At 44.4% G+C, this 17,037-nt stretch carries 13 protein-coding genes and 1 other RNA gene; 2 read left to right on the top strand and 12 right to left on the bottom strand.

Annotated elements, in window-relative coordinates; all coding sequences use genetic code 11:
• Window positions 1–34: 34 nt before the first annotated feature.
• The 3 genes from K7399_RS05095 to K7399_RS05085 all read right to left on the bottom strand — a co-directional run bounded on the left by K7399_RS05095 (window position 35) and on the right by K7399_RS05085 (window position 3,284).
• The gene (locus K7399_RS05095) at window positions 35–1,285 is read right to left on the bottom strand and encodes a class I SAM-dependent methyltransferase (protein WP_081791683.1); all 1,251 of its coding nucleotides are present in this window, start codon (window positions 1,283–1,285) and stop codon (window positions 35–37) included.
• Window positions 1,263–2,162, bottom strand: a complete 900-nt coding sequence (locus K7399_RS05090) for a GNAT family N-acetyltransferase (RefSeq protein WP_051577711.1) — start codon at window positions 2,160–2,162, stop codon at window positions 1,263–1,265. Before K7399_RS05090 ends, K7399_RS05095 begins: the two co-directional genes overlap by 23 nt.
• A 117-nt stretch (window positions 2,163–2,279) precedes the next feature.
• The gene (locus tag K7399_RS05085) at window positions 2,280–3,284 is read right to left on the bottom strand and encodes an NAD(P)/FAD-dependent oxidoreductase (RefSeq protein ID WP_028975551.1); all 1,005 of its coding nucleotides are present in this window, start codon (window positions 3,282–3,284) and stop codon (window positions 2,280–2,282) included.
• A gap of 205 nt (window positions 3,285–3,489) precedes the next feature.
• Between K7399_RS05085 and K7399_RS05080 the strand changes: the two genes are divergently transcribed.
• Together K7399_RS05080 and K7399_RS05075 are read left to right on the top strand one after the other, a co-directional pair.
• Window positions 3,490–3,972, top strand: coding sequence for a hypothetical protein (locus K7399_RS05080; protein ID WP_128166719.1), 483 nt, complete (start codon window positions 3,490–3,492; stop codon window positions 3,970–3,972).
• Entirely contained in the window at window positions 3,969–4,466 is a 498-nt protein-coding gene (locus K7399_RS05075; RefSeq protein ID WP_051575149.1) for a hypothetical protein, read from the top strand. The genes K7399_RS05080 and K7399_RS05075 overlap by 4 nt, the downstream gene beginning before the upstream one ends.
• Here the strand turns inward: K7399_RS05075 and parC are convergent.
• The 9 genes from parC to K7399_RS05030 all read right to left on the bottom strand — a co-directional run bounded on the left by parC (window position 4,463) and on the right by K7399_RS05030 (window position 16,997).
• Entirely contained in the window at window positions 4,463–6,898 is a 2,436-nt protein-coding gene (gene parC / locus K7399_RS05070; RefSeq protein WP_128166717.1) for a DNA topoisomerase IV subunit A, read from the bottom strand. The genes K7399_RS05075 and parC overlap by 4 nt on opposite strands.
• Before the next feature lie 2 nt (window positions 6,899–6,900).
• Complete coding sequence (gene parE, locus K7399_RS05065; protein WP_028975548.1) at window positions 6,901–8,859, bottom strand: DNA topoisomerase IV subunit B; 1,959 nt, start codon at window positions 8,857–8,859, stop codon at window positions 6,901–6,903.
• A 99-nt stretch (window positions 8,860–8,958) separates the two neighbouring features.
• Entirely contained in the window at window positions 8,959–10,470 is a 1,512-nt protein-coding gene (locus K7399_RS05060; RefSeq protein WP_128166715.1) for a carboxypeptidase M32, read from the bottom strand.
• A gap of 106 nt (window positions 10,471–10,576) precedes the next feature.
• A complete protein-coding gene (locus tag K7399_RS05055; RefSeq protein ID WP_128166713.1) occupies window positions 10,577–11,713 on the bottom strand; it encodes a THUMP domain-containing class I SAM-dependent RNA methyltransferase in 1,137 nt (378 codons plus the stop codon).
• 91 nt (window positions 11,714–11,804) lie between these two features.
• Window positions 11,805–12,193: RNase P RNA component class B (rnpB, locus tag K7399_RS05050), an RNA gene on the bottom strand.
• A gap of 69 nt (window positions 12,194–12,262) precedes the next feature.
• Complete coding sequence (gpsB, locus tag K7399_RS05045; protein WP_028975545.1) at window positions 12,263–12,574, bottom strand: cell division regulator GpsB; 312 nt, start codon at window positions 12,572–12,574, stop codon at window positions 12,263–12,265.
• A gap of 155 nt (window positions 12,575–12,729) precedes the next feature.
• Window positions 12,730–13,311, bottom strand: coding sequence for an SLOG family protein (locus tag K7399_RS05040; RefSeq protein WP_028983092.1), 582 nt, complete (start codon window positions 13,309–13,311; stop codon window positions 12,730–12,732).
• Between the two features lie 141 nt (window positions 13,312–13,452).
• Complete coding sequence (locus K7399_RS05035) at window positions 13,453–14,736, bottom strand: ribonuclease H-like domain-containing protein (protein ID WP_028983091.1); 1,284 nt, start codon at window positions 14,734–14,736, stop codon at window positions 13,453–13,455.
• Window positions 14,727–16,997 carry a DEAD/DEAH box helicase gene (locus K7399_RS05030; protein WP_037581249.1) on the bottom strand — a complete coding sequence of 757 codons (2,271 nt, stop codon included), beginning with the start codon at window positions 16,995–16,997 and terminating at the stop codon, window positions 14,727–14,729. Before K7399_RS05030 ends, K7399_RS05035 begins: the two co-directional genes overlap by 10 nt.
• Between the last annotated feature and the right edge of the window lie 40 nt (window positions 16,998–17,037).

Below are 17,037 nucleotides of genomic sequence, written 5' to 3'. Positions count from 1 at the left end.
ATCCCTAGCAAGTTCACCCTGCTACCCTTTGCGATCAGCATTTTCTCTGTATCTGTTTCGTCCCGCCCGGTTTCACGCAAACAAGCGTAAATAATTTTGGCAGTCCAATATCGTTAATTTTCATATTCGGCTGCTCATCCAAACGGCTTACAATTAAGCCTGCTTGTGCGAACGTTGTGACAATCTCGCCAAGTGTCCATTCTCTCAAGTAGACCGTTCGTTCTTCATGCGCTTTACACTGATGTGACGGATCAAGATGCTTCGTAAACGCAACAGATCGCGTATGAAGAGACTGATCGAAATAATTGCCGAATACAATTTGCCGCTTGCCACGAGTCGTTACGAGTTTTGTCGAGACTGGATGAAACTCCTGAATAATGAAAGTTCCTCCGGGCTTTAAAAGTTGCTCGATCAGATCAGCAAGTGGTTCAAGGTCAATGAAATAATGCAAAATACCAAGTTCCATGAACACTTTGTCATAACGGCCTTTATGTTCAGCGATTGGAAGCTTCAAAACATCAGAAACAATATAGTTTAACGAGACGCCAAGTGCTTCAGCAGTCTTTCCAGCGTAGGCGGCATTTTCTGCCGAGATATCGACAACGGTCACATTTGCACCAAGTAAGCTGAGAGCAAGTGCTTTTCCAGCATGAGAGCCGAGTAAATTGATCACGCACTGATCGTTGCAATCCGTTAGATAGTCCGCAAGGCTGCCTAATCGTCCAATCGGATCACGTTTTATCTTAGCAGCCGCTTCTTCCGGTGTACCAAATCGATTAATCCACGCCCGATATGCTTCATCATTCCAGGCTTGTCCGTTACGGTCTGCGTCTTGTGCCTGCAATTTCTGCATATAGCTTTTGGCGGCTTTTCGACACGTGTCATCCGGATCCGTACAACGCAAAAAGGAACTTAATGATTTAACGGCTATTTGTTCTGTACCTATAGAAATGGACATCCGGTCAGGATCTGTTCGCACAACCGTTCCTAAATACCCGATGATTTTAACATAATAATCATCAAGCTTAAAGGTAAAAAAGCAAATTCGTTTAAATTTATTGAGTATGCTCTTTTGATTGAGCGAACCGTTCTTAAAGAATGTTTCAATCGCGTCCCACTGAACGGAAATTTCGATCCATGGTCCGGGACTGATCGCACATCCATGGAGACGCAAGGCAGCCGCCCCTTCAATCGTTGCTGCAATTCCTTCTTTTTTGACAAGCTGCCACGCGTTAATGATGGCAGGCAGCCATTGATCATCATTATTCCTTACGCTCTCGGTCATAAATCATCGCCTCTGTTTCTTTGACGTGCATGCGGTAATAATTAACGGTGTCTGTCGGAGCAAACCCCACATCTTGATAGATGTTCAGCGCAGCTCGATTTCTGGAGTCAACTTCAAGCCTCACCGTATGCACAGCTCTAGAAAATAATCTGTCTAACAAATGGACAAGAAATGTTTTCCCCAATCCCTTTCCTTGAAAAGCCGAGTCAATGCCCAGTCCGAACAGAAAAGCTTCACCTTCATCGAAACGCGTGTAACAGATTCCGACAATTTGCTTCTTAAACACTGCCATATAGCCTTCCCGATGAGGTGCAAGCAAAGCCATCTCGATAAGCTTCCGCGCTTCTTCACGATCATCGCCAAAGCTTGAGATACTGATCTCAATGAGCCGCTCCAACTCTCGTAACGTCTGTTGCTTGATTTCCAGCCGCTGATCTGTTTTGGGCGGATGGTAGGTTGCGCGATCTAGCGACATGATATACTCTGAAAAATCATAAGAAGCGCCTAGATGATCAAGAATCGAAGTGCCGATTTTTCCAGGTTGAACGACCAAAAGAAGATCCGGAATATGAAAGCGTTTCACCTCTTCCAATGTTCGTTTCAACAGTGCTGAAAAATAGCCCTGCCTGCGGAATTCAGGATCTGTCTGTGCATATAGTTCAGCTTCTGCATCGGTGGGCACAAACAAATGGCTAAAAGCGATCAGCCTCTTGTCCTCGTAACAAAGAAACGTATGATTCATCTCTTTATGAACATTAAGCGAATCATCTAAATCAGTCAAGTAGGCAACGTGATCTGCCTGCGTGCAGCGCTTTTCGAGCGTATGAATTTCTTCCTTTAATCGATAATTCATTACATTTACGGAGCGAATAATCATCAGGAGTCTCCAATCATTGATGATCTAGTTTATATAAGCGAGATCTCGCGTATGTATAAAAAAGTGTCTCGCAGTCAAACGCAGACTTTTGAGACACGCCTTCATTGTTATTGTTTATTATGAAAAAAGATCTCCGGCACTCGAACTGTGCATCGGTTGTGTGCGTGAATCGGGATCAATATAGTGTTTTGCATTATTTACAGCGGTCGGCGCTTCACCAAAACCAGTTGCAATCAGCTTTACTTTTCCAGGATAGCTAGCAACATCCCCGGCCGCATAGACACCTTTAATTGTCGTTTCCATCTTTGTATTCACAACGATCGCATTCTTTTCGAGCTCAAGACCCCAATTTTTAATCGGACCAAGTGCAGAAACAAAACCGTAATTAACGATCAGATCATCAAGCGGTATCTTCTCTTCCGTTTCACCTTTCACCCTTTGAATCGTCAATTGTGTGATTTGATCGCCCGTGCCTTCTACGGATTTGGCTACAAAAGGTGTTTTAATTTTCACCGACGCCTTTTTCATAGCTTCTACGCTGATTTCATGTGCACGGAATTGATCACGGCGATGCACGATCGTGACTTCCTTTGCAACCGGCGCTAATGTATTAGCCCAGTCAACCGCTGAATCTCCGCCTCCTAAGATGACGACACGCTTGTCCTTAAAAACAGATACATCCTGAATGAAATAGTGAATGTTCTTATACGATGAAACCTCTTGATCGACCGACAGCGGCCTTGGCGCAAAAGCGCCGACTCCCGCTGTAATAATGACTGTTTTTGTCCGATGCTTACGGCCGGAAGCCGCTTTAAGTTCAATCACACCGTTTTCATCCGGTACAAGCGCTTCAATTTTTTCATCCAATACAATGTCTGGTTTGAACTGATTCGCCTGTATGATCAAATTGGCGACCAAATCTTTTGCTTTAATTTTTGGAAATCCGGCAACATCAAAAATCTCTTTTTCCGGATACAAGGTACTCAACTGTCCGCCAAGCTGAGGCAGGCTTTCAATGATTTTTACTTTCATTTGCCGCATGCCTGCGTAAAAAGCAGTAAAAAGTCCAGTCGGCCCGCCACCGATAATTGTTATATCAAATAATTCCTGATTCTGTACCAAAACTATCCCTCCAATATCCTCTGTACGGTCTCATTCGGTCATGTACATTCTAATTGAAATTTATTATCAATTCCAATAAAACGGCACATCCAAAAAGTTAATTTAGCAGTACACTGACGAATGATTTACTGCTAAAAGGCGCAATCTAATCAATGAATGAACGGTAAATAGGAATCAACTTTTGTACATGAAAGGCGAGACCAAAATGGCTGTAGCTATTGTAATTTGCTTCGATTGGATCATTATAAATGGATTTATGATGATGCCTAAACGGCTAGATCGTGAAACGTTCTTATTTTTGTTTCTTTTAAGTTCATTGACAATCATGCTGTCGATGATATATTCAGCAGGTGAATTGTATTTCAGCCCAACTTACCGCGACTTTCCGATGCAGGATGCAGTCGCTTTCCATATGAATCGAAATATCACCTTTCCAATGCTGACCTTGGTTGCGTTGAATCTTTGGAAATCCGGACAGCTGTGGGAAAAACTCTTGAGCTGTTTGGGAAGCTATGTCATTTTTCTGCTCTTTTGTCGCATTGATCCCGTCCATACAACCTTCAAATCCATCGGTATTAGTGGATTGACCACCTATTTTAGCTGCTATTATCTGTTTGTTTTAGTTGCACTATCGCTTTTCACAAAGGGTAATAAAAAACGGTCGATTCACCAAAGGAGTTCGCAATGATTTCAAGCCTGATACAGTCCAGCAGTAATGAGCTTTTCATCTTTATAGCAGGGACAGGTGCCTATTTACTGATGCTCGCTCTTCCCCAACGCTTTACCAAACGACAAATCATCACCATGCTGCTGATCAGTTCGTATTGGAGTTGTTTTTTTGACACAACGTTATGTGTGAATCCATTCGATTACTATGATATTAACGATACACCGTTTTTCGACCTTTGGGACCTGTTTTCCTTTGTTATGTTTGGTCCGTACACCTATCTGTTGATTTATGCTTACACCGAAATCCCAAAAAATCGAACCACATATTTCTTCTTTATTATTGTATGGACGTTGATTGCCATCGCTTCTGAAGCGCTCGCTTGGCACGCAAACGTCTACCAGTATAAAAACGGATACCAAATGTTCTACTCACTGCCCATCTATCTCATCGTCATATCGATTACGCTGATGTACCATACATTCTTTGTACGCAAGAAAAATGAGCTTCTTTAATCTTCCGAAGCTACCTCTTTCCACACCTCGGAAACCATTCCGTCCTCTTCTTGATCCAAAATGAAGGACCCATTGCTGTAACGGTCGGACAAGCGTATTTCTGCTGCAGACACGGTGAACAGTTTCCCCTTATTCGTGAAAAGGGTTAGCTTGTCCTTGGGCTGCACACGCTCAAATCCAACGATATGATGGGGCTTTGTCTTTAGTTCACGCAGCACTTGAACGCCGCGTCTCGGCCGACCAGTGCACTCAACTTGTTCTTCAAGTGCCATTTGTTTTACAGCTCCTCGATCCGTCACAATCACAACGTTCGAGGAAGCCTCTTTAATTAGCGATCTGGCGCCCGCAACATAATCCTCTGGTTTTAACTGTACTGCTTTTACACCGGAGGCACGTGTACCGACCTCTCCAGCATCCTCTTCTTTAAAGCGCAGACAATAGCCGTTGTGGGTGACTAACACTAAATCTGAAGTTCCGCTTGTCGCCAATGCGCTCAGACAGGTATCATTTTTCTTAAGCTTTAATGCTGTTAACGGTTTTGAACGTCGCTGCGCGTGATATGCGCTAAGCTTCGTTCTCTTTACCATTCCGTTCTTGGTAAAGAAAGTCATATAGCGCGTTGTTTCTGTAAAATCCTTGACAGGGACTGCTGAAATAATTAATTCATCCGGTTCAATTGGAACAATACTGGCAAGATGCTGGCCGAGTTCTTTCCAGCGCCGATCTTGGATTTCGTGAACCGGCAGGTAAACATAGCGCCCTTTATCCGTAAAGACCAGTAACGTATCGGTCGTATTCATCTGCTGTTGGAAAAGTGTATGGTCGGTCTCTTTCATCGCAACGGAATCATTGCCGCTGGCCGCGTAGGAGCGAAGGCTTGATCTTTTTACATAGCCATGTTTGCTTAAAGCAACCATAACTTCCTCTGAGGCAACCATAACCTCAAGATCGATTTTAATTTCTTCAATTTCCGCTTCTATCGTTGTTCGCCTTGGATCGGCAAACTGATCACGAACAGCCAGCAATTCTTTTCTTATTACAGCAATCAATTTCTTTTCAGAACCAAGAATTCCCTTAAGGCGAGCAATGGTCAAGTCAAGCTGATGTTCTTCTTTCTGCAGCGTCACGATATCCGTGTTAGTCAAACGGTATAGCTGCAAATTGACAATTGCCTCCGCCTGAGCCTCTGTGAAGCCGAATGATTCGGAAAGATTTTGTTTAGCATTCTTTTTGTCTTTAGAGCTTCGGATCACTCGAATGACATCATCCAAAATGGAAATTGCTTTAATAAGACCGCGAACAATATGTTGACGATCAATGCTCTTTTGGAGCTCGTACTTCGATCTTCTTGTAACAACTTCTTTCTGATGCGCAATATAGGCCTGAAGTATATCTTTAAGTCCAAGTTGACGCGGTGTTTTTCGGTCAATAGCGACCATATTGAAATTATAGGTGATCTGTAGATCTGTATTTTTAAAATAGTAATTAAGAATTCCATTGGGATCTGCGTCTTTTTTCAGTTCAATAATGACACGCATACCGCTGCGATCCGTCTCATCCCTAACTTCAGAAACGCCTTCGACCTTATGGTCAAGACGAAGCTCATCCATTTTCTTCACCAGCAGCGCTTTATTGACCTCATAGGGGAGTTCCGTGATGATGATCTGTTTTCGTCCGGTACGCAGAGTCTCGATCTTCGTGCGGCCGCGAAGTACAATTTTACCCTTGCCGGTACGATAAGCCTTCTTAATACCTTCAAGCCCCTGAACGATGCCGCCAGTTGGAAAATCCGGACCTTTGACAAAATGCATCAAATCATCAACCGTAGCTTCTGAATGTTCCATCAGGTGAACGGTCGCATCAATAATTTCAGACAGACAATGCGGCGGGATTTCCGTCGCATATCCGGCAGATATACCCGTAGACCCGTTGACCAGCAAATTAGGAAATTTCGATGGAAATACGGTCGGCTCTTCGGTCGTATCATCAAAGTTGAGAATATAATCGACGGTTTTTGCATCAATATCACGCAGCAGTTCTGCGGAAATTTTCGACAGCCTTGCTTCCGTATAGCGCATCGCTGCGGGCGGATCGCCGTCGAGACTACCGTTGTTCCCGTGCATCTCAATCAGCGGCATCCGTACTTTCCAGTCCTGACTCATCCGTACCATTGCTTCATACACAGAAGAGTCGCCATGCGGGTGATAATTACCGATCACATTACCCACTGTTTTTGCCGATTTGCGGAACGGTTTGTCACTTGTGTTTCCGTCTCGGAGCATTGCATAGAGAATGCGTCGCTGTACAGGCTTCAGGCCGTCCCTCACGTCTGGAAGCGCGCGTTCTTGAATAATGTATTTACTGTATATGCCAAATCGATCACCCATGACCTCTTCGAGCGTTCGATTTAGCAGTTTTTCATTATTTGCCATAATTATTCAGCACCTTTCACGGCGGTTAGTCCGTCACTCGCATCATCATCAAGACCGAATGCGACATGCGATTCGATCCACTTTCGGCGTGGCTCAACTTTATCGCCCATGAGCGTGGTCACGCGCCGTTCCGCGTATGCCTGATCTTCAATACCCACTTGGATCAAAGTTCGCGTTTCAGGATTCATCGTCGTTTCCCATAATTGATCGGCATTCATCTCGCCTAAGCCCTTATAGCGTTGAATCGTGTACCCTTTACCAATCTTTTGAATCGCTTCTTTAAGACCACGATCATCCCACGCATACTCAACGGTCTCTTTCTTGCCGATGCCTTTGCTTACTTTATAAAGCGGGGGCAGTGCAATATAGATTTTGCCGTTATCAATCAGCGGTTTCATGTAGCGATAGAAGAAAGTCAGCAGCAGCACTTGAATATGTGCGCCGTCGTTATCGGCATCGGTCATGATGATGATTTTATTATAATTGCTGTCTTTGATTGAAAAGTCAGAACCGACGCCGGCACCAATTGCATGAATGATGGTATTAATTTCTTCATTCTTCATAATCTCTTCAAGCCGTGCTTTCTGCGTGTTAATGACTTTTCCGCGAAGCGGCAGCACCGCTTGAAACTTACGGTCACGTCCCTGTTTTGCAGAGCCGCCGGCCGAATCTCCTTCGACAAGATACAATTCATTACGATCAGCATTTTTAGAAGATGCCGGTGTCAGTTTACCACTGAGCATCGATTCTTTTCGCTTTGATTTTTTGCCGCTCCGCGCATCATCGCGTGCCTTACGCGCAGCTAAACGCGCTTGTCTCGCACGCAGCGCTTTGCGAATCAAGTTCTCACTCGATTGCGGGTTCTCTTCAAGATAGTAGGCAAGCTGCTCTGAAACGACTGTGTCGACAGCAGAACGTGCTTCGCTTGTTCCCAGTTTTCCTTTCGTTTGTCCTTCAAATTGAAGCAAATGTTCTGGAACTCTGATTGATACAATCCCCATAAAGCCTTCGCGAATATCGTTACCTTCCAAATTCTTGTCTTTTTCCTTCAAAATGCCGGCTTTGCGCGCATAGTCGTTAAATGCGCGGGTTAAAGCCGTTCTGAAACCGGATTCATGTGTGCCGCCATCCTTTGTCCGCACATTGTTTACGAAGGAAATCAGATTTTCTGAATAGCCGTCATTAAACTGGAAGGCAACCTCGACCTCAATCTCATTTGCTTCACCTTCAAAGGCAACAACGGGATGCAAAACATCCTTGTCTTCGTTCAAATAAGCTACAAATTCTTTAATGCCTTCTTCAAAATGAAAGACTTCTTCTTCATCACTGCGTTCATCGGTCAGAACGATTTTCATTCCTTTAAGTAAGAAGGCGGATTCGCGCAACCGTTCACTCAGTATATCGAACTGAAAGTTTGTTGTGCTAAAAAGTGCAGCATCCGGTTTAAAGCGAATCAGTGAACCGGTTTCTCGGGTGGTGCCGATTTGTTCCAAAGTCGTTACCGGATGGCCGCCGTGTTCAAAGCGCTGTTTGAACACCTTTCCATCGCGCCAAATCGTTACTTCAAGCCACTCAGACAGTGCGTTGACAACGGATGAACCGACACCATGAAGTCCCCCGCTTGTTTTATAACCACCATTTTGGCCGAATTTCCCACCGGCATGGAGCACCGTAAAGATAACCTCGACCGTTGGTTTTCCTGTGCGGTGCATCCCCGTCGGCATCCCGCGACCAAAATCGCGTACACCAACACTGCCATCCTTGTGCAGGCGTACGCGAATTTCATGACCATAACCTGCAAGCGCTTCGTCAACTGCATTATCAACGATTTCATAAACGAGATGGTGCAGTCCCCTGGAATCGGTTGAACCGATATACATCCCCGGTCGTTTGCGTACTGCTTCTAGTCCTTCAAGTATTTGAATGGTATCGTCATCATAAGCCGAAACATTTTTAGTCAAATAAAGAACCCCTTTCTTGATCCTGCCACTCCTTCGGCAGGACGTGCATCAACAACCGACGGCATCCATGCCATAGTTCCTATCATGAACATCGATGCATCAAAGATGATAAATTTCACTGTATTTTTCCGTTAGATAATGAAGCAGATATTCGGGATTCGGACCTTCCCCGGTCGCCTCTTGTAAGAGCTCAAGTGGTTTTTTTAAGCTTCCATACTGATGAATATGCGTACTGAGCCAATGGGTGATTTCATGCAGCTTTCCCGACTGCAGACGATCTTCAAAGTCGGGGATATCCTTGAGCATTGCATGTTTAAACTGAGCAGCATAGACATAGCCCAATGCATAGGATGGGAAATAGCCAAAATCGCCGCCTGGCCAATGAATATCTTGGAGCACGCCTTCTCGATCATTTTTTGGGGTAATTCCAAGATATTCATTCATTTTTTCATTCCACACTCCAGGAAGATCTTTAACCTGCAAATCGCTATTAAAAAGTGCCTTTTCAAGATCATAGCGTACCATAATATGAAGCGGATAGGTTAATTCATCTGCTAAAGTACGAATGAGTGACGGATGAGATGCGTTAATTGCACGATAAAAATCATTCAATGAAACACAGCTAAATTGACCCTCTGCATAGCGTTTCAATTCGTCATAATGATCGGACCAGAAGGCTCTGCTGCGTCCAATAAAATTCTCGAAGAACAGAGACTGCGATTCATGGATGCCCATGGATGTTCCTTCGCAAAGTGGTGTACCCACCAGTTCGCGTGAGATATGCTGTTCATACAAGGCATGACCGCCTTCATGAATCGTACCCAGAATCGTAGAAATAAAGTCATGTTCTTGATAATTGGTGGTGACGCGTACATCTCCAGGATTTAGCGTCAGCTCAAAAGGATGCTCTGTCTCATCAAGACGTCCGGCATTAAAATCATAGCCGATCTCCTTTAATAAGTGTAGGCAGAGTTTCTTTTGACGATCAACCGGAAAAGGCTGCGCTAAAAACTCCTTTTTAGGCTGACTGCCCGAGGCGACAACCGCTTCTACGAGGGGAACGAGCCCGTTTCGCAGCGATTCAAAGACCTGATCGATTGTTTTGACGGTCAGGCCTGGTTCGTACAAATCAAGCAATGCATCGTATTTGTTGTGATGAATCCCCCAATACTCAATAAATTGTCGTTTATAGTCAACCATTTTTTCAAGATACGGTTGCAACAGGGAGAAATCGCTTTTCGCTTTTGCTTCTTGCCACACGCTTTGTGCTTCAGATTGGAGTATGACATATGCTTTATATTCTTCAGCCGGAATCGACACATAATGATCATATTCTTTTTGCGACTTTTCAATCATTTTCTTGGTAACCGAATTCAGTTGACCCTGTATCGTTGGATCAGTGAGCGCATCTATGTATCCTTTCATTTCATCTGATGTCGATCGCTTGAACACTTCTTCTGAAAGTGTTCCAATGACCTCTGCTCTTTGCTTCACGCCTTTTTTCGGCGCACCCGTGCGTAGATCCCATTCTGCCAACGCAATGGATTCATTAAAATCCATGATCTTTTTTACATAGTGAGTGTATGAAGCGACCACTTCATCTGTTGTCATGAAAACCGTCCCTTTTCTTTGTCATAAATGTGGATTTTATCCATTCATTCTCTTTTTTATAGGCAATGTCCTTCTTGTTTTCCGAAGAAGCTTGCGTTTTGAGCGGTTAGTCCGAATACTTTTTCCCAAAATATTGATAGAAATCGGTACGAATACGTCCATTATAGAGCTTTCTTTTTTTGCTGGACGGACGCCCAAAATCGGATTCAAATTGCGCGTAGGAAGAAATAAAATAAAACGACCAAGTTTTGTTTGTTTTAAACAAACGGCCCAAGGAACGGCATAGGTCTCTAATTTGCTGCTCACTGCCCATTCGTTCACCATACGGCGGGTTTCCAAGCATACAGCCGTATTTGCTTTTCGTGGTAAAATCAGCAACCTGCATCTGTTTAAAGGTGATCAATCCGCTAAATCCAGCTTCTTGTGCATTATGTTCTGATAATTCAATCATATTGTGGTCAATATCACTGCCCGTAATCATTAACGGTTGATCATAGTTTGCTTTACTTTCGACTTCATCACGAGCGCGCGTCCAACACGTTGAATCAATAATCGGCCATGATTCCGAAACAAACGAACGATTAAATCCAGGCGCTATATTCTGTCCAATCATAGCCGCTTCGATTGGGAGTGTTCCTGAGCCGCAAAAAGGATCGACGAACGGCTGATTAGGCGTCCAGCGGCTTAATAAAATCATGGCACTTGCTAATGTTTCCTTCAGAGGCGCTTCGTTATGCAGGCGTCTATATCCGCGCCGATGCAAGCCATCACCGGATGTATCGATTGAGAGCGTAACCTGATCTTTATCCAAGGCAACCTGTATCTTATACATCGGTCCGTCTTCTTGAAACCATTCTTTGTGATAATGTTGTTTCAAGGATTCAACAATTGCTTTTTTGACAATCGCTTGGCAATCGGGAACGCTGTGCAAAACCGATTTATGTGATTTCCCGGTTACTGGAAATTGTGCCTGCTCAGGAAGCAAATCGGCCCAAGGCAATGCTTTAGTTTGTTCGAATAAGCTGTCAAAAGTGACTGCTTTAAAATAGCCAACGCGAAGGCGGATTCGGTCTACTGTCCGCAACCATAGATTGCTTCTGCAAAGATCAATCGGGTCGCCTGAAAAGATGATCTTACCATTTTCAACCTTCAGATCATTATAGCCTAAATCGTTTAATTCACGAGCTGCAACAGCTTCAAGTCCCATTGCAGTTGTGGCAATGAGCGTCAATTTTTGTGTCATGAATAGAATCCCTTCTCAGGTTAATTGCCATAAATAGCAAAAAAAAGCCCTAAAATGGGCTTTTTTCTTTAATATAAATGCATTATCCATGTTCTGTAAGCCATGTTCTGTACTCTCGCACTCAAACGAAGCAAACGGCTTCTCGTACAAAAGCGGTAATCATCTATCTACAGAATCATCTGTCCCTTTTTCCGTTTGGTTCCTTCCAAAGGGGTCCTCTACCAAGTTTGAGTTTCCCGCTCGAGGGGTTTACCGCGTTCCACTTCTTTTGTTTCCAAAAGACATCGTCACTATGGCACTTTATGGGATAGCAAACCATATTCCAAAAGGAACACAGGTCTCTCTCCCGCCGTTAGTCCAGATCACTCCGAACTACCCTGGCTTATGACTTCGCCAGGCACGAACACTACGGTCATCACAGACCGTGCGAGCATGGACTTTCCTCTATATTCACAGGGAATACAGCGATTACCCGAACATAAATAATGTCACAAGTAGATATTATAATCTCATTTCACTAAAGATGCAACCCATATTTAACATATTTATTTATTCGCCAAGGCGATTCCCGAAAACATGTTTTTCGAGATTAGACAACCGCTTCAGAATATCATAATTCGTTAGGCCTTGGTTTTCCAATGGTTTCGAAACTCTTTGTTCCTCTCCTTCCGTAACTTGATTTTTTAATCGTTTATTTTCTTCGCGCAAACGCTTAATTTCTGCATTGAATACATCGTAATCGCTAATGATGATGTCAAGAAATTGGTCAACTTCATCTTGTTGGTAGCCATGAAACCCTGATTTGAATTCTTTGTGAAGAATATCGTTTTTGGTTAATCGAATCGTTTTTTGCTCCGCCATGCTGGTCCACTCCAAACTAATGATCTCTCGTCTTATTTTTTCAAATTTAATCTATGGTGTCAATGTTCGATTCAGTACTGTTTTCCTGTCAGCTCGGTATTTACGTACGTTTTAGTGTCTGGGTTTCAAAGGATGGTGATGCATGCAATGGTTTGTCATTGCGTCCAGTAATTCGGGTTCTGCTGCTGCAGATCCTCAGCAGCAAAGTCCAGATCGTAACGATTAATGATTTGAATTGGATAGTCATGATTTCGTTTCTTTCTTTTGGCCGCAGCTAAATAATATTTCGGCGTGCCGGGGGCTTCTTCATCATAAACGATCAGCATCGCTTCTGTCTTTGCTACGAGAAAATCATTTTTCAAGCGGAGCTGCGCGGGATTCTCATAGGGGCGGTTGCTGATCGCCCCTGTATAATCCGCCTGACCCAGTACATCGGTATAAAGCTCCTGCTGCCACTCCTTATAATGCTCTTCTTGATTTAAAAAAGGAACAAGAACGGCTAAGTGCACATTCAGCTTCTCTTCGTCTCTTAATTCGATACATACGCGTCCAGCCCACAGTTCAACACCCGTTTGTCCGCTGATGACAAACCATTGTGCACCCTGATCAGCAAATTCGCGCATGCTTTTCTTTAATGCGTAACGGATCACGGAGATCCCTTGATGATCTGCTGAGTATATACCGAGTTCATGTGCTTTGTAGCCGGTGACAAGGATCGCTTTTCCCTCTTCAGTCAATTCATTTTCCCCCTGTTTTTTTTATATTACGCGAGAAAGCAGGCAAATTGTCGAATCGATGCTGATTGATTAGGCAGAACATGACGAGTTATGGCGATTCCAGGCAATATCTGCGCTTGCCCGGGCAATAGTCGTATTTCTTCAAGAAAATTTCTTAGCACGTTTCAGATTTAAGCGATTGAGCCTTTTCAAGCAGGCCGCCTTTTTATATTGATACAGCTTTTCATCATTCTGCTGATGACCGATCTGAATCATCGCCGACTTTGTATACTGAATTGCCCGCGAATAATCATGAAAGCGATGTTCCAATAATTTGGCTGCCTCAATGGAAATCAGTCCGCCCTCATCCCCTCCTGCAGCAATAACCGATTCAAAAAGCTTCAGAGACTGCCTATAGTCCCCCTTTCGCTTTAAACATGCTGCAAGTCGTGCCTTTGCCGGTATCTGGAAAGCAGAATCCTTTTGGATGAGTGTTTTCCAAATGGTCTGGGCATGCGCGTGATCGCCAATCTGTTCAAACCAACGTGCTATTTCATAGTTTTCTTCTGGGTCAGCCGCTGCCTTGCCAAGTATTTTATTTGAGAGATGGATATAAAGACTGACCAAAGTGAGCACATCTTCTCGATTATGCTCAATGATTCCCTTAACTAAGCCCGGCTCAGGATGCTTCAGAAACTGGAAGTAAAGAAAGGGAGCCAATTTTCCCGGCACATCGTTCTCTCTGTTCATCGATAATAGTTTCGACTCAATGGATTGAAGCCGTACCGACTCTAATCGATTTTTCCAAAGGCGGCGGGACGCATGCAGAAGATCAAAATGACCAAATGCCGGCAGTTTCGGCACTTGATCGCGAACAAATTGATGGCGTGTCTTTACTCTTGGCCAGTCAAACGCCTTGCCGTTAAAGGTCACCAAATGCTTTAAAGATGTGCAGTCCTTTAAAAAAGAATCATAGAAAGCAGCCTCGTGACCCGGCCCGGGTAAAAAATATTGTTTTAATTCAAGAAAATGATCCGTCATTCGGGCGAGGCCAATTAAAAAAATCATTTGCCCGGAACCTGAACCTAATCCAGTGGTTTCGGTATCGAAAAAAAGCAGATCTTCTGCATGTAAACCCTTCGCTGATAACGGATGCGCCGCATCAAACGCTTGCCATGAAGCAACCGTTTGCCATAAGTCGCCTAATGCGTACGGGCCGATTCGTGTTGCTAAAGGCAAGCGTTCGGAATGAACAAGGACGTATTGATCCTCAAAAGTTCGCAAATCAGCAGCAAGTGCTGTAGCCGCGCGTCGGATCGCTTGGTTCTGTCGCTCGTCATTTAGCATCTGATCCTGTTGTTGCCGATTCAGCGATGATTCCTGGGCTCCACGGTTCTGCTCATGCAATTGTTTTCGATAGAGTTTTAACTTTTGTGCTAGTGACACGTTGATCGTTCCTTTAGCAGCCGAATCAATGCTTGTTTTGCCGCTCTCCCCTCATTAACAAACCCAATGCAAGACGGACAACCGGATTCACAAGGGCAGGTTTGCGCCATATCGCTTGCTTTCTCGAGCAGTCTCGGCATCAGCTGATACAAGTTTTCGCTTAATCCGACACCGCCAGGGTATTTATCATAGATAAATACCGATGGTTTCTCATTATGCGGTGCTTTGATCTTTGGAACAACCGAGAGATCATTTTGATCACACAGCACGAAAAGCGGTGCTACATGGCGAAGTAAATGGCTCAGGCCGACCAAAGCCCCTTGAAACACATCTTTTCCGAATTGATCCAAATAGGTTGAATCAAAACTGATCCATGTAGCATTGGTATGCATTTCCAGTTCTGGAAGATGGATCTTTCCCCATCCGATATTTTCATAGGTTTCAAAACGAATTTTTTTAAATACAGTCGGTAAAGCACGTACGGAAACATCGCCGTAGCCCTTTTCAATATGCTCATTGTCAAAGGCTGCATGCTTATCCATTGCCAGTACATCGAGCTGGACGGCAAGGTCTGAATCCGTATAGTAATTTACATTCACTTTTCGCACGTAGGCCTTCCGTTCATTCAAATCCAGTTCATCCACGTGATACTGCGTGCCTTGATGAATGTAAATTGCATCTTCATAAAGCATGGTCATGGCGCCAAAGCGGTCTTCTTCACCAATTACTTTTGCATGGCCTCGATCGGTGACATCAATAATAGCAAACGAATCCTGAGCAGCTGATCTTAAGTTGACGTTATTTGCCGGGAACCCATCGCTCATCCAATACCACTTGCCACGTTGATAGTGCAGCAAATCTTCATCGGTCAAGTAGTCACAAAGTTCATCTACCGGTTCGCTTCCGAACTGTTCGCCTTTTTTGAAAGGAAGTTCATAAGCGGCACACTTAATATGCTCCATCAGAATCATCATGTTATCCGGATTAATCCGCACACTCTCGGGTTTTCGTGAGAAAAAATAGTCGGCATGATTTGCCATGTACTGGTCAAGCGGATTCGATGAGGTAACCATGATAATCACCGCGTCTTCCGCTCTTCTGCCCGCTCTTCCTGCTTGTTGCCAGACGCTTGCCATATTTCCAGGGTATCCGGTGAGAATACAAACTTGAAGCTGACCGATATCAACCCCAAGCTCTAATGCATTGGTAGTCACGACGCCCATAATTTCACCTTGACGCAGTCCTTTTTCAATGCCCCTGCGTTCAAGCGGCAAATAGCCGCCGCGATATGCTCGGATTGTCGCACGATCTTGTCTGCCACGGTTTATTTTCTGAAGGTGACTGACAAGAAGTTCAACCTTTAATCGGCTTTTTGCAAAGACAATGGTCTGTATTTTATTCTTTAAAAATTCACCTGCAAGCCGAACCACGGAATGCGTTTCATCCTCGCGCACATTAAGCTGCTTATTGGTAACCGGAGGATTGTAGATTAGGAAGTGTTTCTTTACGCTTGGAGCCCCATTGCGGTCGATAAGCAACATTTTGCGTCCGGTCAGCGCTTCTGCATGTGCTCGCGGATTGGCAATCGTCGCCGACGTACAAATAAATTGAGGATTGCTGCCGTAGTAGTGGCAAATACGCTTCAGTCTGCGAATGACATTAGCTACATGACTGCCAAATACGCCGCGATAGGTGTGAAGCTCATCAATCACAACGAAGCGCAGATTTTCAAATAAAGAGACCCATTTTGTGTGGTGCGGTAAAATAGAGGCATGCAGCATATCCGGGTTGGTCATCACAATTTGACCGGCTTGACGAATTTTTTGCCGGATCGATCCGGCAGTATCGCCATCATAAGTGTGGCTCTTGATTGGCAGTCCGACCGCATCAATGAGGTCAGCCATCTCATTCTTTTGATCCTGAGCCAATGCTTTTGTCGGAAAGAAATAAAGTGCTCGGCTCTCCGGATGTTCAATCATAGTCTGGAGAACCGGCAGATTATAGCACAAGGTCTTTCCAGAGGCGGTCGGCGTGACAAGGACGAGGTCTGCACCCATCATCGCCGAGTTATAGGCCTCCGCCTGGTGGGTATAGAGCGAATGGATCCCGCGTCGACGCAAAGCATCTTTAAGATGCTCGTCCAAATCGTCTGGAAACGGTGCGGTATGTGCTGCTCGCCCCGGTATCGTTTGCCAATGCACTGTATTCTGATCGTTTTTCAATCGATGAAGAAGGTCCTCGATGGTTTGTTTTCCGATCAATTGTGTCACCTCTAAATCTCAATGCTTCTTTGACGTTCTG

It is taken from the genome of Sporolactobacillus terrae (assembly GCF_019930545.1).
In the GTDB taxonomy this organism is placed as follows: Bacteria; Bacillota; Bacilli; order Bacillales; family Sporolactobacillaceae; genus Sporolactobacillus; species Sporolactobacillus terrae.
This window is presented reverse-complemented; position numbering and strand designations above follow the sequence as displayed.